General features: G+C 59.1%; 22 protein-coding genes and 1 pseudogene. 10 read left to right on the top strand and 13 right to left on the bottom strand.

The genetic code is table 11. The features are described 5' to 3' along the window. The first annotated feature begins 5 nt into the window (after nt 1–5). Nucleotides 6–2,276: an ATP-dependent Clp protease ATP-binding subunit ClpA gene (gene clpA / locus AB4O11_RS26370; protein WP_016987404.1), complete on the top strand. Its 2,271-nt coding sequence runs from the start codon at nt 6–8 to the stop codon at nt 2,274–2,276. 960 nt (nt 2,277–3,236) lie between these two features. On the opposite strand, the gene infA is transcribed toward clpA, so the two are convergent. The 4 genes from infA to trxB all read right to left on the bottom strand — a co-directional run bounded on the left by infA (nt 3,237) and on the right by trxB (nt 6,034). After that, complete coding sequence (gene infA, locus AB4O11_RS26365; protein ID WP_002553999.1) at nt 3,237–3,455, bottom strand: translation initiation factor IF-1; 219 nt, start codon at nt 3,453–3,455, stop codon at nt 3,237–3,239. 112 nt (nt 3,456–3,567) lie between these two features. Next, nucleotides 3,568–4,275, bottom strand: a complete 708-nt coding sequence (locus tag AB4O11_RS26360; RefSeq protein ID WP_257355505.1) for an arginyltransferase — start codon at nt 4,273–4,275, stop codon at nt 3,568–3,570. A gap of 57 nt (nt 4,276–4,332) precedes the next feature. Then, nucleotides 4,333–5,013, bottom strand: coding sequence for a leucyl/phenylalanyl-tRNA--protein transferase (gene aat / locus AB4O11_RS26355; RefSeq protein ID WP_460129289.1), 681 nt, complete (start codon nt 5,011–5,013; stop codon nt 4,333–4,335). 61 nt (nt 5,014–5,074) lie between these two features. After that, nucleotides 5,075–6,034 carry a thioredoxin-disulfide reductase gene (trxB, locus tag AB4O11_RS26350; protein ID WP_460129287.1) on the bottom strand — a complete coding sequence of 320 codons (960 nt, stop codon included), beginning with the start codon at nt 6,032–6,034 and terminating at the stop codon, nt 5,075–5,077. A 297-nt stretch (nt 6,035–6,331) separates the two neighbouring features. On the opposite strand from trxB, the gene AB4O11_RS26345 reads away from it, so the two are divergent. The 6 genes and pseudogenes from AB4O11_RS26345 (at nt 6,332) to cysG (ending at nt 13,965) form a co-directional block, all read left to right on the top strand. Further along, nucleotides 6,332–8,740 carry a DNA translocase FtsK gene (locus AB4O11_RS26345; protein ID WP_034155142.1) on the top strand — a complete coding sequence of 803 codons (2,409 nt, stop codon included), beginning with the start codon at nt 6,332–6,334 and terminating at the stop codon, nt 8,738–8,740. A 67-nt stretch (nt 8,741–8,807) separates the two neighbouring features. Beyond that, nucleotides 8,808–9,428 (top strand): outer membrane lipoprotein chaperone LolA, encoded by a 621-nt coding sequence (lolA, locus tag AB4O11_RS26340; RefSeq protein ID WP_460129285.1) that lies wholly within the window; start codon nt 8,808–8,810, stop codon nt 9,426–9,428. Nucleotides 9,429–9,576: 148 nt separating this feature from the next. Continuing rightward, nucleotides 9,577–10,899 (top strand): replication-associated recombination protein A, encoded by a 1,323-nt coding sequence (locus AB4O11_RS26335; RefSeq protein WP_034155144.1) that lies wholly within the window; start codon nt 9,577–9,579, stop codon nt 10,897–10,899. Further along, entirely contained in the window at nt 10,899–11,273 is a 375-nt protein-coding gene (crcB, locus tag AB4O11_RS26330; protein ID WP_007908079.1) for a fluoride efflux transporter CrcB, read from the top strand. Before AB4O11_RS26335 ends, crcB begins: the two co-directional genes overlap by 1 nt. Nucleotides 11,274–11,288: 15 nt before the next feature. Beyond that, nucleotides 11,289–12,570 (top strand): annotated as a pseudogene (serS, locus tag AB4O11_RS26325) (serine--tRNA ligase). Further along, on the top strand, nt 12,571–13,965 hold the full coding sequence (gene cysG, locus AB4O11_RS26320; RefSeq protein ID WP_460129283.1) for a siroheme synthase CysG: 1,395 nt from the start codon (nt 12,571–12,573) through the stop codon (nt 13,963–13,965). 116 nt (nt 13,966–14,081) lie between these two features. On the opposite strand, the gene AB4O11_RS26315 is transcribed toward cysG, so the two are convergent. From AB4O11_RS26315 to AB4O11_RS26280, 8 genes are all read right to left on the bottom strand, one after another. Then, nucleotides 14,082–15,083, bottom strand: a complete 1,002-nt coding sequence (locus AB4O11_RS26315) for a glutathione S-transferase family protein (protein WP_460129281.1) — start codon at nt 15,081–15,083, stop codon at nt 14,082–14,084. A 91-nt stretch (nt 15,084–15,174) separates the two neighbouring features. After that, nucleotides 15,175–16,176 carry a glycosyl transferase family protein gene (locus tag AB4O11_RS26310; protein ID WP_460129279.1) on the bottom strand — a complete coding sequence of 334 codons (1,002 nt, stop codon included), beginning with the start codon at nt 16,174–16,176 and terminating at the stop codon, nt 15,175–15,177. Further along, on the bottom strand, nt 16,173–16,508 hold the full coding sequence (locus AB4O11_RS26305) for a TusE/DsrC/DsvC family sulfur relay protein (protein WP_093434332.1): 336 nt from the start codon (nt 16,506–16,508) through the stop codon (nt 16,173–16,175). Before AB4O11_RS26305 ends, AB4O11_RS26310 begins: the two co-directional genes overlap by 4 nt. After that, entirely contained in the window at nt 16,505–16,798 is a 294-nt protein-coding gene (gene tusB, locus AB4O11_RS26300) for a sulfurtransferase complex subunit TusB (RefSeq protein WP_093434334.1), read from the bottom strand. The genes AB4O11_RS26305 and tusB overlap by 4 nt, the downstream gene beginning before the upstream one ends. Continuing rightward, a complete protein-coding gene (gene tusC, locus AB4O11_RS26295) occupies nt 16,798–17,154 on the bottom strand; it encodes a sulfurtransferase complex subunit TusC (RefSeq protein ID WP_460129277.1) in 357 nt (118 codons plus the stop codon). The genes tusB and tusC overlap by 1 nt, the downstream gene beginning before the upstream one ends. Before the next feature lies 1 nt (nt 17,155). Further along, nucleotides 17,156–17,548 carry a sulfurtransferase complex subunit TusD gene (tusD, locus tag AB4O11_RS26290; RefSeq protein ID WP_460129275.1) on the bottom strand — a complete coding sequence of 131 codons (393 nt, stop codon included), beginning with the start codon at nt 17,546–17,548 and terminating at the stop codon, nt 17,156–17,158. 171 nt (nt 17,549–17,719) lie between these two features. Further along, nucleotides 17,720–18,424, bottom strand: coding sequence for a YoaK family protein (locus AB4O11_RS26285; RefSeq protein WP_460129274.1), 705 nt, complete (start codon nt 18,422–18,424; stop codon nt 17,720–17,722). Nucleotides 18,425–18,449: 25 nt separating this feature from the next. Further along, nucleotides 18,450–18,779, bottom strand: coding sequence for a DUF6388 family protein (locus AB4O11_RS26280; RefSeq protein WP_460129271.1), 330 nt, complete (start codon nt 18,777–18,779; stop codon nt 18,450–18,452). Between the two features lie 134 nt (nt 18,780–18,913). Between AB4O11_RS26280 and AB4O11_RS26275 the strand changes: the two genes are divergently transcribed. Beyond that, entirely contained in the window at nt 18,914–19,264 is a 351-nt protein-coding gene (locus tag AB4O11_RS26275) for a hypothetical protein (protein ID WP_093434342.1), read from the top strand. Nucleotides 19,265–19,379: 115 nt separating this feature from the next. Here AB4O11_RS26275 and AB4O11_RS26270 read toward each other — a convergent pair whose 3' ends face one another. Continuing rightward, entirely contained in the window at nt 19,380–19,805 is a 426-nt protein-coding gene (locus AB4O11_RS26270; RefSeq protein WP_460129269.1) for a GNAT family N-acetyltransferase, read from the bottom strand. Between the two features lie 147 nt (nt 19,806–19,952). Here AB4O11_RS26270 and AB4O11_RS26265 point away from each other — a divergent pair, with 147 nt between their 5' ends. Both AB4O11_RS26265 and AB4O11_RS26260 read left to right on the top strand, forming a co-directional pair. Then, nucleotides 19,953–20,390: a hemerythrin domain-containing protein gene (locus tag AB4O11_RS26265; RefSeq protein ID WP_460091406.1), complete on the top strand. Its 438-nt coding sequence runs from the start codon at nt 19,953–19,955 to the stop codon at nt 20,388–20,390. A 221-nt stretch (nt 20,391–20,611) separates the two neighbouring features. Next, on the top strand, nt 20,612–21,247 hold the full coding sequence (locus tag AB4O11_RS26260; protein ID WP_099756632.1) for a lytic polysaccharide monooxygenase auxiliary activity family 9 protein: 636 nt from the start codon (nt 20,612–20,614) through the stop codon (nt 21,245–21,247). Nucleotides 21,248–21,284 lie beyond the last annotated feature (37 nt).

Here is a 21,284-nt window from a genome sequence, read left to right as displayed (position 1 = left end):
AAGCTATGTTAAACCGCGAGCTCGAAGTCACCCTCAATCTAGCCTTCAAGGAGGCTCGTTCGAAACGTCATGAATTCATGACCGTCGAACACCTTTTGCTGGCCCTATTGGACAATGAGGCTGCCGCCACCGTTTTGCGTGCCTGCGGCGCAAACCTCGACAAACTCAAGCATGACCTGCAGGAGTTCATCGACTCCACCACGCCATTGATCCCCGTTCATGACGAAGATCGTGAAACCCAGCCAACCCTGGGCTTCCAGCGTGTACTGCAACGTGCTGTTTTCCACGTACAGAGCTCGGGCAAACGCGAAGTGACTGGCGCCAATGTGCTGGTCGCAATCTTCAGTGAGCAAGAGAGTCAGGCAGTGTTCCTGCTGAAGCAGCAGAGCGTTGCGCGCATCGATGTCGTCAATTACATCGCTCATGGCATTTCCAAAGTGCCGGGGCATGGCGATCACTCTGAAGGTGAACAAGATATGCAGGACGACGAGGGCGGTGAGTCTTCTTCTTCAGGCAATCCTCTGGATGCTTATGCCAGCAACCTCAACGAACTCGCGCGCCAGGGTCGTATCGATCCGCTGGTCGGCCGTGAGTCGGAAGTCGAGCGTGTCGCGCAGATTCTCGCGCGCCGGCGCAAAAACAATCCACTGCTGGTAGGCGAGGCGGGCGTGGGTAAAACCGCGATTGCCGAAGGCCTGGCCAAGCGCATTGTTGATAATCAGGTGCCGGACCTGCTGGCCAACAGCGTTGTTTACTCGCTCGACCTTGGCGCTCTGCTCGCGGGCACCAAGTATCGCGGTGATTTCGAGAAGCGCTTCAAGGCGCTGCTCAACGAACTGAAAAAACGTCCGCAGGCAATCCTGTTCATCGACGAAATCCACACCATCATCGGTGCCGGCGCTGCTTCCGGTGGCGTGATGGATGCTTCGAACCTGCTCAAGCCGCTGCTGTCGTCTGGCGACATTCGCTGCATCGGCTCGACCACGTTCCAGGAATTCCGTGGCATCTTCGAGAAGGACCGTGCCTTGGCACGGCGCTTCCAGAAGGTCGATGTCGTCGAGCCGTCGGTGGAAGACACCATCGGCATCCTGCGCGGCCTGAAAGGGCGTTTCGAGCAGCACCACAACATCGAATACAGCGATGAGTCGTTGCGCGCCGCTGCTGAGCTGGCTTCGCGCTACATCAATGACCGGCACATGCCGGACAAGGCCATCGACGTGATCGACGAGGCGGGCGCCTATCAACGTCTGCAACCGGTCGAAAAACGCGTTAAGCGCATCGAGGTGCCTCAGGTCGAAGACATCGTGGCGAAAATCGCACGGATTCCGCCGAAGCACGTCACCAGTTCCGACAAGGAGCTGCTGCGTAACCTGGAGCGTGACCTGAAACTGACGGTGTTTGGTCAGGACGCGGCAATCGATTCGTTGTCGACTGCGATCAAGCTGTCGCGTGCCGGCCTCAAGTCGCCTGACAAACCAGTCGGTTCGTTCCTGTTCGCAGGCCCGACCGGTGTTGGTAAAACCGAAGCTGCGCGGCAATTGGCCAAGGCGTTGGGGATCGAGCTGGTTCGCTTCGACATGTCCGAATACATGGAGCGTCACACCGTATCGCGCTTGATCGGTGCGCCTCCTGGGTATGTTGGTTTCGATCAGGGCGGTCTGTTGACCGAGGCGATCACCAAGCAGCCGCATTGCGTATTGCTCCTTGATGAAATCGAGAAGGCGCATCCGGAAGTCTTCAACCTGCTGTTGCAAGTGATGGATCACGGTACGCTGACCGACAACAACGGGCGCAAGGCGGACTTCCGCAACGTAATTGTGATCATGACCACCAACGCTGGTGCCGAAACAGCGGCGCGTGCTTCGATCGGTTTCACCCATCAGGACCACTCGTCTGATGCGATGGAAGTGATCAAGAAGAGCTTTACGCCGGAGTTCCGTAACCGTCTGGACACCATTATCCAGTTTGGTCGCCTCAGTCATGAGGTCATCAAAAGTGTGGTGGACAAGTTCCTTACCGAGCTTCAGGCGCAGTTGGAAGACAAGCGTGTGTTGCTTGAGGTCACTGATGCTGCGCGTAGTTGGCTGGCGGCGGGTGGTTATGACTCGGCGATGGGTGCGCGTCCGATGGCTCGTCTGATCCAGGACAAGATCAAGCGTCCGTTGGCGGAGGAGATTCTGTTTGGCGAGCTGGCCGAGCATGGCGGTGTGGTGCACATCGACATCAAGGATGGTGAGTTGACGTTTGACTTCGAGACCACTGCAGAAATGGCCTGACGGCCTTGGATCAAGAGGGCGCCTTCGGGCGCCTTTTTGTTATTTGTCGTTTGGGGTTTTTGGGTGAATATCCGTTGCTGCGGTGATGGCTTATTACGGTTTCGCCCTTACGGCGACTCACTTTTTTACAAGCGCCTAAAAAAGTAAGCAAAAAACGCTTGCTCCTACGTGCGGCCCGCTCGCTGGGGCTCGGGGTTCCTTCGCTCCGGGATCGATCCGGGCGCAGCGCCTACGGTTTGCTTCGCTGCACCTCCTCTCGCTGTGTTTGGCTTCGCCAAACGGTCGCTGCGCTCCCACGCCCGGATCAATCCCTCCACTCAGCCTTCCGACGTCGCCTTACAGATCAAAAGCCGCAGCCGAGCTAACGCTCATCCTGTTGAGTGGTGAGGAGCAACAGCGTGTTCGGCTTTGGATTGGTGTTGGATTCACCCCTCACCCCAGCCCTCTCCCGAGGGAGAGGGAGCCGATGGTGAGTCTCTCAAAATTTGCGTTCAACTCGATATCCCAAGTCGGAGTAGTTCTCCCAAACAACTCGGTCAGTCCCCTCTCCCTCCGGGAGAGGGCTAGGGTGAGGGGCTCTTGATCTGGCTTGTGATTTTGATCTTGCTTTGGCTTTTGATTTTTTGCCCCTTCGGCAGGCCGAGCGGAGGTGTTCATCCGGGGGTTAGGCGCGCAGCGCCGTGCGGCGTAGCCGCATACATCGAGAGGAGGTGCAGCGAAGCAAACCGTAGGCGATGCCCCCGGATGGACACCGTAGCGAGGGAACACTGAGCCTCAGCGAAGTGCCGTACGCCGGGGCAAAGCCTTTTGGGTTACCTTTTCGGCGTTTGGAAAAGGTGACTCGCTGTAAGAGCGAAACCACCAGCGGCAGCACCCGAGAAAACGGATATGCCCCCAAAACCCCAAAACGCAGACAAACAAAAACGCCCGGTATAAACCGGGCGTTCTGTATTGACTTGATTAACGAGCGCGGTAAGTGATGCGCCCTTTGCTCAAGTCATAGGGCGTCAGCTCGACGCGCACTTTGTCACCGGTAAGAATACGAATGTAGTTCTTGCGCATCTTGCCGGAAATATGCGCGGTTACGACGTGCCCATTTTCCAACTCCACACGAAACATGGTGTTGGGCAGGGTGTCGACGACAGTGCCTTCCATTTCGAAGCTGTCTTCTTTCGACATGCAGTAAAGCCCTCGGTATCCAATGAATGGCCCGGTGCAACTGCGCCAGGCAAAAGCGGCGTGCATTGTGCCCGAAAAATGGGGTTTACGCCAAGGGGTTTACGGCTTGGGTTTAGTTGAGGATCACCCAGCGCTGATTAATCAGCAATTCGATGGGGCGATATTGCGTCTTGTAGTTCATCTTTTTGCAGTTCTTGATCCAGTAACCGAGGTAGACCGCCTCAAGCCCGAGGCGCTGGCTCTCGGCGATTTGCCAGAGGATGGCAAATCGGCCAAGGCTGCGGCGTTCTTCGACGGGTTCGTAGAAGGTGTACACGGCTGACAAACCGTTCGGCAGCAAATCGGTGACCGCCACGGCGAGCAACCGTCCGTCGAGTCGGAACTCGTAAAAGCGCGAGAATGGCAAGTCGCGGACCAGAAACGTCGCGAACTGATCACGGCTCGGCGGGTACATGTCGCCGTCTGCGTGGCGCTGTTCGATGTAACGCTGATACAGGTCGAAATATTCTTCGCTGAATTGCGGTTTGGCCGGGCGCACCTGCAAATCCGTATTGCGCTTGAGAATCCGCTTCTGCTGACGATTGGGCATGAACTGCGCCACGGGAATGCGCGCAGGCACGCACGCATTGCAGTTCTGGCAATGCGGACGGTACAGATGATCGCCGCTGCGACGAAAGCCCATTTCCGACAGGTCTGCGTAGACATGCACATCCATGGGCTGACTCGGATCGAGAAACAGGGTCGTGGCCTGCTCCTCGGGCAGATAACTGCAAGAGTGAGGCTGAGTGGCATAGAACTTCAATCGCGCCAACTCGGTCATGATCAACCCTCGGGATAAGCTGGTGAATTAAGTGTAAGCCACGCGCGCAAAAGTCGCTCAGCAAACCCAGGTGGCACGATTGGGTTGGTCCAGATGGCGGGCCAGATAGTCGGCGAATTCCTGGCGGGGAATGGCTCTGGCGCCGAGGCTGTGCAGATGATCGGTCGGCATCTGGCAATCGATCAGCACGAATCCCGAGTCTTTCAGGTGCCGCACAAGGGTGGCAAAGCCGAATTTCGAGGCATTGTCGGCGCGGCTGAACATCGATTCACCAAAAAATAATTGGCCCATCGCCAGGCCGTACAGGCCACCGACCAGTTCGCCCTGATCCCAGACCTCCACCGAATGCGCGAAGCCGCGACGATGCAGTTCGACATAGGCGCCCTGCATCGCCTCGGTGATCCAGGTGCCATCGGCGTAATCCCGTGGTGCGGCACAGGCGCGGATCACGGCATCGAAATCCTGATCGAAGGTGACTTGATAGCGTTCCTGACGCAGCAGTTTGCCGAGGCTGCGCGAGACATGCAGTTCGTCGGGAAACAATACCGTGCGCGGATCCGGCGACCACCAGAGAATCGGCTGACCCTCGGAAAACCATGGAAAGCAGCCATGGCGATAAGCCTGAATCAGCCGGTCGGCCGACAGATCGCCACCCGCAGCCAGCAATCCGTTGGGGTCGCGCATGGCCTTTTCCAGTGGCGGAAAAGTCAGGGAATTACGTTGTAACCAAGTCAGCATGGCATCCAGGCTTACAGAAGGGGAGGGCGGTGGGGCGTCTGGCCCGCGATAAAGTGTGCCGTTAAATGACAGGAATGTCGTCCAGATACTTCTCGGCATCCAGTGCGGCCATACACCCGGCACCGGCTGACGTTACCGCCTGGCGGTAAACGTGGTCAGCCACGTCACCGGCGGCAAATACCCCGGGAATCTCGGTGGCGGTGGCGTCGCCGTCGCTGCCGCCCTTGACCCGCAAGTAGCCGTCGCGCATCGGCAACTGGCCTTGGAACAGGTCGGTGTTGGGCTTGTGACCAATGGCAATGAATACCCCGGCTAACGCCAGTTCGCGGGTTTCGCCGGTATGACTGTCCCGCAGTCGCGCGCCGGTGACGCCGCTGGCATCGCCGAGCACTTCGTCGAGATTCTGGTTCCAGTGCAGGCGCACGTTGCCGTTCGCAGCTTTCTCGAACAGTTTGTCCTGAAGGATTTTCTCCGAACGCAGTTTGTCGCGACGATGGATCAGGTGCACCTCTCTGGCGATGTTCGACAGGTAAAGTGCCTCCTCAACCGCCGTATTGCCGCCGCCGACCACGGCGACCACTTGATTGCGATAGAAGAAGCCGTCACAGGTCGCACAGGCGGAAACGCCTTTGCCGGCGAAGGCTTCTTCCGAGGGCAAGCCCAGATACTGCGCCGAGGCACCGGTGGCAATGATCAGTGCGTCGCAGGTGTAAGTGCCGCTGTCGCCGACAAGCTCGAACGGGCGCTGCTGCAACTTGGCGGTGTGGATGTGGTCGTAAACGATCTCTGTGGCAAAGCGTTCGGCGTGTTTTTGCATACGTTCCATCAGCACCGGGCCGGTGAGGCCTTCGACGTCACCGGGCCAGTTGTCGACCTCGACGGTGGTGGTGAGCTGGCCACCGGCCTGCAGGCCGGTGATGACCACGGGTTTGAGGTTGGCGCGGGCGGCATACACGGCAGCGCTGTAACCGGCCGGGCCGGAGCCGAGGATGATCAGGCGTGAATGCTTCGCTACGTTCATCAAATAGACCTCATAAGCCTTTGTCACAAAAGGTAATGCATGCTCAAATTGAGTCTCGGCTTCTGTGTGCTTGACTATGCTCGATCCTGGGGCTTGAAGCATGGCATCGCACGCACAAACCCGTACAATGCCGGGCTGTTACAGAATGTTCGCCGTGCGCTGTATTTATAAAAGCGGCAGCACAGTGTTAAAAGTAGTCTCAGTTGCGCTCGTTCACTTTTTTACCTGCCTGGATTGGGCAGTTTTTTATCGTCATTCAATAGATGGACGCGCCTCGGGCGCAGGAAAAGAAGCGTTTTGAAGAAATCCACCGAAGCACCAAAAACAGTCGTCCCGCTCTGGCGCCAACAGTTGCACTACCGGCTCAAGGAAGGTGCATTGATCGCCATCGGTGCCTTGTGCCTGTTCCTGATGATGGCTTTGCTGACCTACGGCAAGGACGATCCAGGCTGGAGCCACAACAGCAAGATCGATGACGTACAGAATTTCGGCGGCCCGGCGGGTTCCTACAGCGCCGACATCCTGTTCATGGTGCTGGGTTACTTCGCCTATATCTTCCCGTTGCTGCTGGCGATCAAGGCGTACCAGATTTTCCGCCAGCGCCACGAGCCGTGGCAGTGGAGCGGCTGGCTGTTTTCCTGGCGTCTGATCGGTCTGGTGTTTCTGGTGCTGTCTGGCGCTGCGCTGGCGCATCTGCACTTTCACGCGGCCTCGGGCCTGCCCGCGGGGGCTGGTGGCGCGCTGGGCGAAAGCCTCGGCAATCTGGCGAAGAATGCGCTGAATATTCAGGGCAGCACCCTGTTGTTCATTGCGTTGTTCCTGTTTGGCCTGACAGTGTTTACCGACCTGTCGTGGTTCAAGGTGATGGACATCACCGGCAAGATCACCCTTGATCTGTTCGAACTGTTTCAAGGCGCGCTCAATCGCTGGTGGTCGGCCCGTACCGAGCGCAAGCAACTGGTTGCGCAATTGCGTGAAGTCGACGATCGCGTGCATGACGTGGTCGCGCCGACGGTCACTGACAAGCGCGAACAAGCCAAAGTCAAAGAACGCCTGATCGAACGTGAGCAAGCCCTGAGCAAGCACATGTCCGACCGCGAGAAACAAGTGCCGCCGGTTATCGCCCCGGCCCCGGCCAAGGCGCCCGAGCCAAGCAAGCGCGTGCAGAAAGAGAAGCAGGTGCCGTTGTTCGTCGACAGCGCCGTGGAAGGCACCTTGCCGCCGATCTCGATTCTTGATCCGGCGGAAAAGAAACAACTCAATTACTCACCGGAATCCCTGGCGGCGGTCGGCCATTTGCTGGAGATCAAGCTCAAGGAGTTCGGTGTCGAGGTCACGGTGGATTCGATTCACCCGGGCCCGGTGATTACCCGTTACGAAATCCAGCCTGCCGCCGGTGTCAAAGTCAGCCGCATCGCCAACCTGGCCAAAGACCTTGCACGTTCCCTGGCCGTGACCAGTGTGCGGGTGGTCGAGGTGATTCCGGGCAAGACCACCGTCGGTATCGAGATTCCCAACGAAGACCGGCAGATCGTGCGCTTCTCCGAAGTGCTGTCGACGCCTGAATACGACAATTTCAAATCGCCGGTCACCCTGGCGCTGGGTCACGACATCGGCGGTAAGCCGGTCATTACTGACCTGGCGAAGATGCCGCACCTGCTGGTGGCCGGTACGACCGGTTCCGGTAAGTCGGTGGGTGTGAACGCGATGATCCTGTCGATCCTGTTCAAGTCCGGCCCGGAAGACGCCAAGCTGATCATGATCGACCCGAAAATGTTGGAACTGTCGATCTACGAAGGCATTCCGCATCTGCTTTGCCCGGTCGTCACCGACATGAAGGACGCCGCCAACGCCTTGCGCTGGAGCGTTGCCGAAATGGAGCGTCGCTACAAGCTGATGGCGAAGATGGGCGTGCGCAACCTGTCCGGCTTCAACGCCAAGGTCAAGGAAGCGCAGGATGCTGGCGAGCCGTTGAGCGATCCGCTGTACAAGCGCGAAAGCATTCACGACGAAGCGCCGCTGCTGCAGAAACTGCCAACCATCGTTGTAGTGGTCGACGAATTCGCCGACATGATGATGATCGTCGGCAAGAAGGTTGAAGAACTGATCGCCCGTATCGCCCAGAAGGCCCGTGCTGCCGGTATTCACTTGATCCTCGCGACCCAGCGGCCGTCGGTGGACGTGATCACCGGTCTGATCAAGGCCAACATTCCTACGCGTATGGCGTTCCAGGTGTCGAGCAAGATCGACTCCCGCACCATCATCGATCAGGGTGGCGCCGAACAACTGCTCGGTCACGGTGACATGCTCTACATGCCGCCGGGCACCAGCCTGCCGATTCGGGTTCACGGTGCATTCGTATCCGACGATGAGGTACACCGTGTGGTCGAAGCGTGGAAACTGCGCGGCGCACCGGAATACAACGATGACATCCTCAACGGTGTCGAAGAAGCTGGCAGCGGTTTTGAAGGCAGCAGCGGTGGCGGCGACGGCGATGATCCGGAAGCCGACGCGCTGTATGACGAAGCCGTACAGTTCGTTCTCGAAAGCCGTCGTGCCTCGATTTCCGCTGTACAGCGCAAGCTGAAGATCGGCTACAACCGCGCCGCTCGGATGATCGAAGCCATGGAAATGGCCGGGGTCGTCACCTCGATGAACACCAACGGTTCCCGTGAAGTCCTGGCCCCGGGCCCGGTACGCGACTGATTGCAAACGCAAGAGGCGGGACAATGATGTGCCGCCGCTCTCCCAACGAGTATTCAAGAGGACTCCCATGCGTCTTATCCGCATGCTGCTGCCAGTACTGGCGCTGACCACTCTCACGGCCTACGCCGATGACAAGGACGTGGCGCGTCTGACCCAATTGCTGGAAACATCCAAGACCCTGAGCGCGAACTTCTCGCAGCTGACCCTCGACGGCAGCGGCACGCAGTTGCAGGAAACCACCGGCAACATGACCCTGCAGCGTCCGGGCCTGTTCTACTGGCACACCAATGCGCCAAACGAACAGACCATGGTTTCCGATGGCAAGAAAGTCACCCTGTGGGACCCGGATCTGGAACAGGCGACCATCAAGAAGCTCGACGAGCGTCTGACCCAAACCCCGGCGCTGCTGCTGTCCGGTGATGTGTCGAAGATCAGCCAGAGTTTTGATATCAGCGCGAAAGAGGCGGGCGGCGTGATCGACTTCACCCTCAAGCCGAAAACCAAAGACACTCTGTTCGATAACCTGCGTCTGTCGTTCCGCAACGGTCTGCTCAACGATATGCAACTGATCGATAGCGTCGGCCAGCGCACCAACATCCTGTTTACCGGGGTCAAGGCCAACGAGCCGGTATCGGCATCGAAGTTCAAGTTCGACATCCCCGAGGGTGCCGACGTGATCCAGGAATAAACACGTAAACCCTGTGGGAGCGAGCCTGCTCGCGAAAGCGATATTTCATCCAGCATTAATAGTGGCTGATACACCGCTTTCGCGAGCAGGCTCGCTCCCACAAGGGCAAATGATCGACCTGATCAAATAGAGGTTTCAACGCTACGTGATGGATCTGTTTCGCAGTGCACCGATTGCCCAGCCACTGGCCGCGCGTTTGCGTGCGACCAATCTGGATGAGTACGTCGGTCAGGAGCACGTGCTCGCTCGCGGCAAGCCTCTGCGTGAGGCGCTGGAGCAGGGTGCCCTGCATTCGATGATCTTCTGGGGGCCGCCCGGAGTGGGTAAAACCACTTTGGCGCGGTTGCTCGCGGAAGTCTCCGATGCGCACTTCGAAACGGTCTCGGCGGTGCTCGCCGGGGTCAAAGAGATCCGTCAGGCCGTTGAAATCGCCAAGCAGCAGGCCGGCCAGTACGGCAAGCGCACCATTTTGTTCGTCGATGAAGTGCACCGCTTCAACAAATCCCAGCAGGATGCGTTTCTGCCTTACGTTGAAGACGGCACGCTGATCTTCATCGGCGCCACCACCGAAAACCCTTCGTTCGAACTCAACAACGCCTTGTTGTCGCGTGCTCGCGTCTACGTGCTGAAAAGCCTCGACGAAGCGGCGCTGCGCAAACTGGTGCACCGCGCGCTTACCGAAGAGCGCGGTCTGGGCAAGCGCAACCTGACGCTGAACGATGAAGGCTTCCAGATGCTGCTGTCCGCCGCCGATGGCGATGGCCGGCGTCTGCTCAACCTGCTGGAAAACGCCTCGGACCTGGCTGAAGACAACAGCGAAATCGGCACCGAGCTGCTGCAGAGCCTGCTCGGCGACACCCGCCGGCGTTTCGACAAGGGCGGCGAAGCGTTCTACGACCAGATATCGGCGCTGCACAAGTCCGTGCGCGGCTCCAACCCCGACGGTGCACTGTACTGGTTTGCGCGAATGATCGACGGCGGTTGTGATCCGCTGTACCTGGCCCGGCGCGTAGTGCGCATGGCCAGCGAAGACATCGGCAATGCCGACCCGCGCGCCCTCAGCCTGTGCCTGGCGGCGTGGGAAGTGCAGGAGCGTCTCGGCAGCCCGGAAGGCGAGTTGGCCGTGGCCCAAGCCATCACCTATCTGGCCTGTGCGCCAAAAAGCAACGCGGTGTACATGGGCTTCAAAACCGCTTTGCGCGCCGCCGCTGAAAACGGCTCGCTGGAAGTGCCACTGCACCTGCGCAACGCACCGACCAAACTGATGAAGCAATTGGGCTACGGTGACGAATACCGCTACGCCCACGACGAGCCGGACGCTTATGCCGCCGGCGAAGACTATTTCCCGGAAGAGCTTGATCCCATCCCGTTCTACCAACCGGTGCCGCGCGGTCTGGAATTGAAGATCGGCGAGAAGCTCAACCACCTCGCCCAACTCGATCGTTTAAGCCCTCGGCAGCGGAGAAAATAGTGCTTCCATTGATCATTGCGGTCTCCGCCGGCGGGGTTGCCGGCACCTTGTTGCGCTTCGCCACCGGTAATTGGGTCAACGCCAATTGGCCGCGGCACTTCTATACCGCGACGCTGGCCGTTAATATCGTGGGCTGTCTGCTGATTGGCGTGTTGTACGGCCTGTTTTTGATACGCCCGGAAGTGCCGATCGAGGTACGCGCCGGGTTGATGGTCGGCTTCCTTGGGGGGCTGACGACATTTTCATCCTTTTCACTGGATACGGTGCGCCTGCTGGAAAGCGGGCAAGTGCCGCTGGCTCTGGGCTATGCGGCACTCAGCGTATTCGGCGGGCTGCTCGCGACGTGGGCCGGCCTGTCTTTGACCAAACTTTGATAACGAGAAACCGACATGCTCGATTCCAAACTGTTACGTAGCAACCTTCAGGACGTAGCGGACCGCCTGGCTTCCCGTGGCTTTGCCCTGGATACCGCGCGCATCGAAGCGCTGGAAGAACAGCGCAAGACCGTCCAGACCCGCACCGAAGCACTGCAGGCTGAGCGTAACGCGCGTTCCAAATCCATCGGTCAGGCCAAGCAGCGCGGCGAAGACATCGCGCCGTTGATGGCGGACGTCGAGCGCATGGCGGGCGAACTGAGTGCCGGTAAAGTCGAGCTGGACGCGATCCAGACCGAACTGGACTCGATCCTGCTCGGTATCCCCAACCTGCCGCACGAATCCGTGCCGGTCGGCAAAGACGAAGACGACAACGTTGAAGTGCGCCGCTGGGGCACGCCGACCGCGTTCGACTTCGAAGTGAAAGACCACGTTGCCCTGGGCGAGAAGTTCGGCTGGCTGGATTTCGAAACCGCTGCCAAGCTGTCCGGCGCGCGTTTCGCCCTGCTGCGTGGCCCGATCGCGCGTCTGCACCGCGCCCTGGCGCAGTTCATGATCAACCTGCACGTCAACGAGCACGGCTACGAAGAGGCTTACACGCCTTATCTGGTTCAGGCGCCGGCGCTGCAAGGCACCGGTCAACTGCCGAAGTTCGAAGAAGACCTGTTCAAGATCGCTCGCGAAGGCGAAGCCGATCTGTACCTGATCCCGACCGCTGAAGTGTCGCTGACCAACATCGTTGCGGGCGAAATCGTCGATTCGAAACTGCTGCCGATCAAGTTCGTCGCGCACACTCCGTGCTTCCGCAGTGAAGCCGGTGCATCGGGCCGTGACACCCGCGGCATGATCCGTCAGCACCAGTTCGACAAAGTCGAAATGGTCCAGATCGTTGAGCCATCGACTTCGATTGAAGCGCTGGAAGGCCTGACCGCCAACGCCGAAAAAGTCCTGCAACTGCTCGGTCTGCCTTACCGCACCCTGGCGCTGTGCACCGGCGACATGGGTTTCAGCGCGGTCAAGACCTACGATCTGGAAGTGTGGATCCCGAGCCAGGACAAGTACCGCGAAATCTCCTCGTGCTCGAACTGCGGCGACTTCCAGTGCCCGTCGTATGCAAGCGCGTTTCCGCAACCCGGAAACCGGCAAGCCTGAGCTGGTGCACACCCTGAACGGTTCCGGTCTGGCGGTTGGTCGTACGCTGGTTGCCGTGCTGGAAAACTACCAGCAGGCCGACGGCTCGATCCGTGTGCCGGACGTACTCAAGCCGTATATGGGTGGCCTTGAGGTCATCGGCTAAATGAAATATCTGCCGCTGTTTCACAACCTGCGCGGCAGTCGTGTGTTGGTCGTCGGTGGGGGGGAAATTGCCTTGCGCAAATCCCGCCTGCTGGCCGATGCCGGTGCGCTGCTGCGGGTGGTCGCACCTGAAATCGAAACGCAACTGCGTGAGCTGGTCGCCGTTTCTGGCGGTGAATGCCTGTTGCGCGGTTACGTCGAGGCGGATCTCGACGGTTGCGGGCTGATTATTGCCGCCACCGACGATGAGACGCTGAACGCCCAAGTCTCCACCGATGCGCACAAGCGCTGCGTGCCGGTCAACGTGGTCGACGCGCCTGCCTTGTGCAGCGTGATCTTCCCGGCGATCGTCGACCGTTCGCCGCTGATCATTGCCGTGTCCAGCGGCGGCGATGCGCCGGTGCTGGCGCGTTTGATCCGCGCCAAGATCGAAACCCGGATTCCATCGACCTACGGCCAATTGGCCGGGCTCGCCGCGCGTTTCCGCAATCAGGTGAAAAGCCTGTTTCCGGATGTGCAGCAGCGTCGTGGTTTCTGGGAAGACGTGTTTCAGGGGCCGATTGCCGACCGGCAACTGGCCGGGCAGGGCGCCGAAGCCGAGCGTCTGCTGCAAGCCAAGATCGATGGCGAAGCCATGGTCACGACCGGCGAGGTGTATCTGGTCGGCGCGGGCCCGGGCGATCCGGACCTGCTGACCTTCAAGGCGTTGCGTCTGATGCAGCAAGCCGATGTGGTGCTGTACGACCGCTTGGTGGCGCCAGCGATTCTTGAGCTGTGCCGTCGTGATGCCGAGCGGGTCTACGTCGGCAAACGTCGGTCTGATCACGCTGTGCCGCAGGATCAGATCAACCAGCAATTGGTCGACCTGGCCAAGGCCGGCAAGCGTGTGGTGCGGTTGAAGGGCGGTGATCCGTTTATCTTCGGCCGTGGCGGCGAAGAGATCGAAGAGCTGGCCGCTCACGGCATTCCGTTTCAGGTTGTGCCGGGTATCACGGCGGCAAGTGGCTGCGCGGCATATGCCGGGATTCCGCTGACGCATCGTGATCACGCGCAGTCGGTGCGCTTTGTTACCGGCCATCTGAAGGACGGCTCCACCGATCTGCCTTGGGCCGACCTTGTCGCGCCGGCGCAGACGCTGGTGTTCTACATGGGCCTGGTGGGGTTGCCGGTCATCTGCGAACAACTGATCAAACATGGTCGTTCAGCCGATACCCCGGCGGCATTGATTCAGCAGGGCACCACGGTCAATCAGCGCGTCTTCACCGGCACGCTGGCTGATCTGCCGCGACTGGTGGCGGAGCATGAAGTGCATGCGCCGACACTGGTCATCGTCGGTGAAGTGGTGCAACTGCGCGAGAAGCTGGCGTGGTTCGAAGGGGCTCAGGCGCAGGTCTGAAAAACCGAGTTGACCCATTCGCGAGCAAGCTCGCTCCCACAGGGGATTTGTGAACGACACATATCCAGTGTGGGAGCGAGCTTGCTCGCGAAGAGGCCTTCCAAACCCTATAACTCTCAACCTTTTCGCCAAACCCCTTTGCCGCTCAACCGCGCCCGATCATGGACGACGTTGAAATCCTGCTCCGGCCCCTTCGGCACAACTCCCGTCGGGTTAATGGTCTTGTGACTGCCGTAGTAGTGGTTCTTGATGTGCTGGAAGTCCACCGTCTCGGCAATCCCCGGCATCTGATACATCTCCCGCAGCCAGTTTGACAGATTCGGGTAATCGGCAATCCGCCGCAGGTTGCACTTGAAGTGGCCGTGGTAGACCGCGTCAAAACGAATCATCGTGGTGAACAAACGGATGTCCGCTTCCGTCAAGTACTCACCCGACAAGTAGCGATTGGCACCCAGCACCCGCTCCAGATGATCCAGCTCGGCAAACACTTCATCGAACGCTTCTTCATAAGCCTGATGTGACGTCGCAAAACCTGCGCGATACACGCCGTTGTTAACCGCTGGATAAATCCGCTCGTTCAGCGCATCGATCTCGCCGCGTAATGGCGCCGGATAGAAATCCAGATCACTGCCGGTCAAACCATCGAACGCGCTGTTGAACATGCGGATGATTTCCGCCGATTCATTACTGACGATGCGCTTGAGCTTTTTGTCCCACAGCACCGGCACGGTGACACGGCCGGTGTAATCGGCAGTGTCGGCGGTATAGCGCTGATGCATGAATTCAAACCCATCGAGTTTGTCGCCGGTTGAGCCGAGCGCCGTGTCGAAGGTCCAGCCATTTTCCAGCATCAACCAACTGACCACCGAGACGTCGATGAGACTTTCCAGGCCTTTGAGTTTGCGCAGGATCAGCGTGCGATGCGCCCACGGACAGGCGAGCGAAACATAGAGGTGATAGCGCCCGGCCTCTGCGGCAAAACCGCCTTCACCGCTGGGGCCGGGTTCGCCGTTGGCGGTTACCCAGTTGCGGCGCTTGGCCTGTTCGCGCTGGAAGGCGCCGTCCTTGCTGCTTTCGTACCACTTGTCCTGCCAGTGGCCATCGACGAGTAAACCCATGATCAAGACTCCGTAAACCAATAATCGTTGGAGTCGAGTCTATTCCGATGAGTTCGAACAAAAAGCGCAAAGATCAGGCGCGAATGATCGGTTAAATCGATTTGTTCCGCGCGGCCCAGTAGTGCTCGGCGGTTGCGAAGGCTTGCTCACGGCTTTGACCGAGACCGCGCAAGGCCAGTGCCATGGTCGCAATCAACGCCATTTGCGGGTAACTGTCGACCACCTCGCCACGCCATACGGCTTTCAGATGTTCGACGTCCAGGGTCGCCGGTTTGACGTGGCGCTGCGCCGACAATTGCGGCCATTCCTCGTCCCAGCTCTCGCCGGCGGTGGTGCCGTACAAGTGACTGTCGGCATCCGGGTTGATCTCGATTTCGCCGCCATCGCCTTTGACCACAATCGCCGTGTCGCCAAGCAATCCGCTGGCATCGCGGTGTACCGCCTGATAACCAGGGTGAAAAATGCTTTGCAGGCCGCAACGCGCGCCCAGTGGATTGAGAATCCGCGCCAGGGAATGAATCGGTGAGCGTAGGCCCAAGGTGTTGCGCAAATCGATCATGTTCTGCAATTGCGGCGCCCAGTCCACCAGCGGCATGAAGGCCAGGCCACCGTTATCCAGCGACGTGCCGACCTGCTGCCAAGTGCGGCACAGCGGAATGTTCAATTCACCAAGCAATTGCTCGCTGTACAGCCGCCCGGCGGTGTGTGCGCCGCCGCCGTGCATGAAAATGCGCACGCCGTTCTGTGCCAGACACTTGGCCGCCAGCAGATACCACGGCAGATGACGCTTCTTGCCAGCGTAAGTCGGCCAGTCCAGATCGACGTTCAGCGCCGGCGCCTGCAGGCGCTCGCGCAGGGCTTCGGTGAAACCGGCCATTTCCTCGGCGCTTTCTTCCTTGTGCCGCAGCAACATTAGAAAAGCGCCGAGCTGGGTGTCTTCAACCTTGTCGTCGAGCACCATGCCCATGGCTTCGCGGGCCTCTTCGCGGGTCAGGTCGCGAGCGCCACGTTTGCCTTTGCCAAGAATGCGCACGAATTGGGCGAACGGGTGTTCGGCAGGCGTTTCGAGGGTAAGCGCTGGAAAGTCGGTCATAAGCAATTCGTCGGTTTGGGCAGGCCCGCCAGTTTCGCGGCGAGTTTGGCAGGGGTGCCTTTGAACAGTCGGTTGAGGTGCAGGCTGTTACCTTTGTCCGGGCCGAGTTTCAACGCGGTGTACTTGATCAGCGGCCGGGTGGCCGGGGACAGCTGGAATTCTTTGTAGAAGCTACGCAGCAGTTCGAGGACTTCCCAGTGTTCGGCGGTCAACTCGATCTCTTCGGCGGCAGCGAGGGCGCTGGCAACATCGGCAGACCAGTCGCTGAGGTCGACGAGAAAGCCGTCCTTGTCCAGTTCGATGGCGCGGGCGCCGACGGTCATGGAATTCATAGCCAGCTGTTGACCTTGTCGTGATGGATCGACAACTCGACGAAGGCCGGGTAATCAATGGCCTCAGCCCAGTCCGGGACTTCGATGGCGCGAGCCTGTGCATCTTCGGCCAGAACCAACAATTTGATCTGGCGGTTTTGCAGTGCGGTGAACGGTGCGGTGCCCGGTTGCAGAGCATAGACCGCGTCGCCGGACAGCAACACAGCATCAGCGCTGCCGATCAGGCGCAGGCAACTGGTCAGGCGATCATCGCCGAACGGGGAATGAGACAACACATGCAAAGTCGACATCAGAGGGTGATCACCTGGTCGTAACAGTCAATAAGGGCGGTGATTTGCTCGGCGGCCAGCGGCTGCGCTTCGTCCAGCGACAGAGTGCCGAGGCCACGAGTGCTGGCGCTGTCGGCGCAGTAAAACAGTTCTTCTACACCAAACATTGGCAGTGCCTGCAGGTTGGCGCTGAGGTCTTTCTGTTGCAGGGCCTTGGCGTTCTGCCCGGCGGCGAGTTGCAGCACGCCATCATCGAGAAACAGCAAGCCAATGGGCAGATCGAAGGCGCCACCGGCCAGCACGATGTCCAGCGCTTCGCGGGCCGCGGGGCCAGACCATGGCGATTGACGGCTGATGATCAACAGGGATTTAGCCATCTCACGCACCTCCGAAGCAGATCAAGCGGTCAGCGTCTTGTACCGCGTCATGCAACTGACCGAGGCCGGACAATTCCCACGGCGCGCTGGCGGAGACGGCGTCACGCTGATAGCGCTTGGCTTCTTCAGCGTTCAGCACGCCACGGCGCAGGGCGGCGGCGATGCACACCACGCCGTCGAGCTTTTGCTCGGTGATGAAGGTGCGCCATTGTTTGGGCAGGTCCAGTTCGTCCTGCGGGGTGACCACCGCGTCCGAAGCGTTGTAAACGCCGTCCTGATAGAAAAACAGCCGGACAATTTCATGCCCACCGGCCAGCGCGGCTTGTGCAAACAGCAGGGCGCGGCGCGAGGAGGGCGCATGGGCGGCGGAAAACAGCGCAATGGCGAACTTCATGACGGACTCGATCAGCAAAACTGCGGCCATGATAAAGCTTTATCGCGACAGCCGCGAAACCTTGTAGGAGTGAGCCTGCTCGCGATAGCGGTCTGTCAGTTGGTGAAGATGAAGAATGTGCCGGCGTCTTCGCGAGCAGGCTCACTCCTACAAAGATTTTGTTGTCCTCGGTTAGCGCGGCATATAGCCCAGCTGCCAGCGCCGTGGGATTCTCAGCGAGACCAAGCCGATCACCGCCGCCAGCAAACCGCTGACAAACATCGCCTGGAGTCCCAAGTGGTGTTCCAGCACCGCCCCCAGAATCGCACCGATAAACATCCCGCTCCACGGCACCAGTTGCACCCGCCAGCCGCTGCGTCGTTCGCCGAGCATCCAGCGTCCCAAACCACGGCCGAACCGCGACAATGCGCCAGTCACGTAAGTCAGTCCGACCGGCAAGCCGTTCACCTCTTCGACCGACGCGTTGAGCATGCCCATCGCAATGATCGCCGCCATCAGCGCCGGCAGTTGTGTGTCGAATGGCCAGGCGGCCGCCGCACACAGCAGGGTGGCGATACACAGCAGCAACGGCAGCGCCCGGCGGCCACCGAAACGGGCAACGATAACGCCCAAGGCGTTCCCGGCTATAAAAGTGGCGACGAGGATCAACAAACGCAGGGTCAGCCCGATATCACCATCGCTGATCGCCACGGCAAGTCGGGTGGTGTTGCCGCTCATGAACGAGACGAAGTCGCCGCTGGCCATAAAGCCGATGGCGTCGGTCATGCCGGCCAGTACCGAGAGGCCGGCCACCAGCGCCAGCCCAATCCGCCCGCGCCACTTCTGAGTGTGCAGATGCCCGGGGCTGGCGCGGTGAGTCGAGGCGGATGGCAGCATCGGTAGAAGTGTCCTTGGTCGGCGGTTATGGTTCTATGCCATACAGATCGCAATATTCCAGCCAGCCCATATGAGCCATTTCTGCGACTTCACGATGCACCTCAAGGCGCTGCGCTTGGTATTCCTCAGGCGTTGCGGCCGTGAGTAGCAGTGTCAGCTCCCAGGCAAACAGACCTTGTTCTTCCGCCTCGGCCTCAAATGCTTCATGCAGTCGCTCTTCACGATACTGCGCCTGAGTTTCGCCTTTGGCCTGAGCCAGTAACGGGTTGAGGTGGTCGAGGTTTTCGCGCAGTTCGGGACGCGCGTCGAGAAATACTTTCAGGGCGTGTTCATGTCGCTGGTCGGTAGGCGCCATGTGTTTTCCTTGTGAGGCTGATGACCTTAGGTTGCCGCAGCGGCCTGCGCCTGTCGCGCTATAAATGCAGTAAAGCAGAACGATTCCTGCTGCTGCGATGATACAGTCCGCTTTTTTCTGAATGAGCGAATGCAATGCGAATTCTGATGGTAGCGCTGGCCGCGACACTGCTGGCCGGTTGCGCAGGCTCGGTGATGGACGATGCTCGCACGAAAACCCCGTACAAGGTATTGACGTCGGACAAAGCCGAAAAAGACGTGGCGCGTTGTGTGCAGTTCGGCTGGCAGGACGAAGCGGTGTTTGGCGTGGATGCGGCGGCGTATCTGGAGCCGCGTAAATCGGGCGGTACGACGGTGTATACCCGTTCGGCAGAGTCTTTTGTCGATGTGCTCACCGAAGCATCGGGGACGACGCTGAATTACTACGCGCAGAAGGATGATTTTGTCGCCAAGCGCCGGTTGGCGGCGTTGGCAACCTGTCTGTAGGGCCAATGGTCGCGGTGAGGTTCAAGCCGCCTTCGCAAGCTCGCTCCCACATCGATTCTTTGTCGATCACTCATCCAGTGTGGGAGCGAGCTTGCTCGCGAAGGCGGCGTCACATTCAACCGTTCAGGCGCTTCTGGAAAAAATGCCGCTTGTGCCCCGGCGGATAATCGACAATCTCACCAAACTGGCTGTACCCGAGTTTCTTGTAGAACTCCGGTGCCTGAAAGTCGAACGTGTCGAGCCATGCGCCGATGCAACCTTTCTCCCGCGCCAGCTCTTCGGCCATGCGCATCAGTTTCGAGCCAATACCCCGGCCCCGGCCTGCTTCAGGCACTGACAGCAAATCGATGAACAACCACTGGCAGACCAGCCGGCCATAGAGTCCACCCAGAATCTGATCGTGATCGTCACGCACCAGCAGGGTGAGCGGTTCGGATACCGCGATCCCGGCCTTGGCCACGTTATAGGCATGCAGGGGCGCGAGAATCGCTTGGCGTTCTTCTTCTGTGGAATGTTGTGACAACTCGATGCGCAAGTTCATGCCCGACTTCCTTGTGATGTGAGCCCGCAGCCTATCCTGCCCGGCGGTGATCTTCCAAGCCCCTCTCAACCCGGTGGAACTGCCGCTCACGCGCCGGGGTCTAGCTTTTACAGCGTCATTCCAGCACGCGGTTGATGAGGATCCCCCATGAATATTTTCGAAGCCCTTCGCGAAAGCCATGAGCGCCAGCGTAGCTACGCCAAAACCCTGATCGAAACCAGCGGCGACACCCCGGAGCGGGTCGAGGCGTACAAACAACTCAAAGCCGAACTCCAGGCCCACGAAACCGCCGAAGAACGCCATTTCTACATGCCGTTGATGGAGCTTGACGAGGGTGTCGATCTGAGCCGCCATGCCATCGCTGAACACCATGAAATGGACGAGATGATGGAAGAACTCGACGAGACCGAGATGTCCAGTCCGGCGTGGTTGGCAACCGCGAAGAAGCTGTCGGATAAGGTTCATCATCATTTGAAAGAAGAAGAACAGAAGTTCTTCCAGATGGCCGGCAAATTGCTCAACGAGAAACAGAAAGTACAACTCGCCGGGCAATACGAAAAGGAGTTCAAGGCACAGTTGCCGTGAGTACTGAATGGCAGTTTTTGCAGCATCGGCGTGTAATCTTTTGGCGTCATCTCGGGTGGGTATTATCGTAAAAGACTGTATATGCATCCAGTATTTGCGGTGTTTTGCTGGCCTTCATCCGCTGACTGCGACAAAACCGCCGATGGACAAAAAATTCGCCTCCGTTAGCTTGAAGGCCTCTCCTCGGAAAGGAGAGTTCTTAAATCAACGGAGTGAAAAACATGAATCAACCACAAGCACAAACCCAACTGCGACATGGTCGCGTCATCTCTCCTGCCAGCCGCGGTGCGGTGGCCATTGAGCAAGGACTGCTCGGTGCCTGGCAGGTCAATGAAATGGAAGGCGGGAAAAATTTCCCGGCGCTGGCAGCGGGGCCGTTTCCGGCGCCATACCAGAGCGACTCGGACAGTGTCACGCCACCGGCCGACGGCTACATCCTCAGTGGTGGCAAGAGTGATGCCCGCGACTGCGTGAACTTCACCCATGAAGAAATGAGCAAGAAACTCGGTCGCCCATTCACCTGGCCGCTGCTCAATGTCACCCCGGGACAAACCCTCGAAATCAAGTGGGAATACACCGCGCCGCACACCACTCGCGGCTATCGCTGGCTGATCACCAAGGACGGCTGGGACCCGAAACAGCGCATCACCCGTGCGCAACTGGAAAGCCAACCGTTCTTCGAGGACTTCTACACTCAGGTGCCGTATTACAGCTACCCGAATGAGCTGAAGGCCAAGGTCAATCACGCGGTGAAACTGCCGGCCAACAAAAAAGGCCATCACGTGATCGTGCTGATGTGGATCGTCGCCAACACCGGCAACGCTTTCTATCAGGCCTTCGACGTCGACTTCAAATAACGGCGCTGCGTCGCCAAACCCACACGTTCTGAAGGAT

The sequence above is a fragment of the Pseudomonas sp. H1_D05 genome, from assembly GCF_054682705.1.
This window is presented reverse-complemented; position numbering and strand designations above follow the sequence as displayed.

Bases quoted from the DNA above. Each gene is read 5' to 3' on its own strand.
- clpA (WP_016987404.1), top strand. From the start codon at position 6: ATGTTAAACCGCGAGCTCGAAGTCACCCTCAATCTAGCCTTCAAGGAG.
- infA (WP_002553999.1), bottom strand. From the start codon at position 3,455: ATGTCGAAAGAAGACAGCTTCGAAATGGAAGGCACTGTCGTCGACACC.
- AB4O11_RS26360 (WP_257355505.1), bottom strand. From the start codon at position 4,275: ATGACCGAGTTGGCGCGATTGAAGTTCTATGCCACTCAGCCTCACTCT.
- aat (WP_460129289.1), bottom strand. From the start codon at position 5,013: ATGCTGACTTGGTTACAACGTAATTCCCTGACTTTTCCGCCACTGGAA.
- trxB (WP_460129287.1), bottom strand. From the start codon at position 6,034: ATGAACGTAGCGAAGCATTCACGCCTGATCATCCTCGGCTCCGGCCCG.
- lolA (WP_460129285.1), top strand. From the start codon at position 8,808: ATGCGTCTTATCCGCATGCTGCTGCCAGTACTGGCGCTGACCACTCTC.
- AB4O11_RS26335 (WP_034155144.1), top strand. From the start codon at position 9,577: ATGGATCTGTTTCGCAGTGCACCGATTGCCCAGCCACTGGCCGCGCGT.
- cysG (WP_460129283.1), top strand. From the start codon at position 12,571: ATGAAATATCTGCCGCTGTTTCACAACCTGCGCGGCAGTCGTGTGTTG.
- AB4O11_RS26315 (WP_460129281.1), bottom strand. From the start codon at position 15,083: ATGGGTTTACTCGTCGATGGCCACTGGCAGGACAAGTGGTACGAAAGC.
- AB4O11_RS26310 (WP_460129279.1), bottom strand. From the start codon at position 16,176: ATGACCGACTTTCCAGCGCTTACCCTCGAAACGCCTGCCGAACACCCG.
- AB4O11_RS26305 (WP_093434332.1), bottom strand. From the start codon at position 16,508: ATGAATTCCATGACCGTCGGCGCCCGCGCCATCGAACTGGACAAGGAC.
- tusB (WP_093434334.1), bottom strand. From the start codon at position 16,798: ATGTCGACTTTGCATGTGTTGTCTCATTCCCCGTTCGGCGATGATCGC.
- tusC (WP_460129277.1), bottom strand. From the start codon at position 17,154: ATGGCTAAATCCCTGTTGATCATCAGCCGTCAATCGCCATGGTCTGGC.
- tusD (WP_460129275.1), bottom strand. From the start codon at position 17,548: ATGAAGTTCGCCATTGCGCTGTTTTCCGCCGCCCATGCGCCCTCCTCG.
- AB4O11_RS26285 (WP_460129274.1), bottom strand. From the start codon at position 18,424: ATGCTGCCATCCGCCTCGACTCACCGCGCCAGCCCCGGGCATCTGCAC.
- AB4O11_RS26280 (WP_460129271.1), bottom strand. From the start codon at position 18,779: ATGGCGCCTACCGACCAGCGACATGAACACGCCCTGAAAGTATTTCTC.
- AB4O11_RS26275 (WP_093434342.1), top strand. From the start codon at position 18,914: ATGCGAATTCTGATGGTAGCGCTGGCCGCGACACTGCTGGCCGGTTGC.
- AB4O11_RS26270 (WP_460129269.1), bottom strand. From the start codon at position 19,805: ATGAACTTGCGCATCGAGTTGTCACAACATTCCACAGAAGAAGAACGC.
- AB4O11_RS26265 (WP_460091406.1), top strand. From the start codon at position 19,953: ATGAATATTTTCGAAGCCCTTCGCGAAAGCCATGAGCGCCAGCGTAGC.
- AB4O11_RS26260 (WP_099756632.1), top strand. From the start codon at position 20,612: ATGAATCAACCACAAGCACAAACCCAACTGCGACATGGTCGCGTCATC.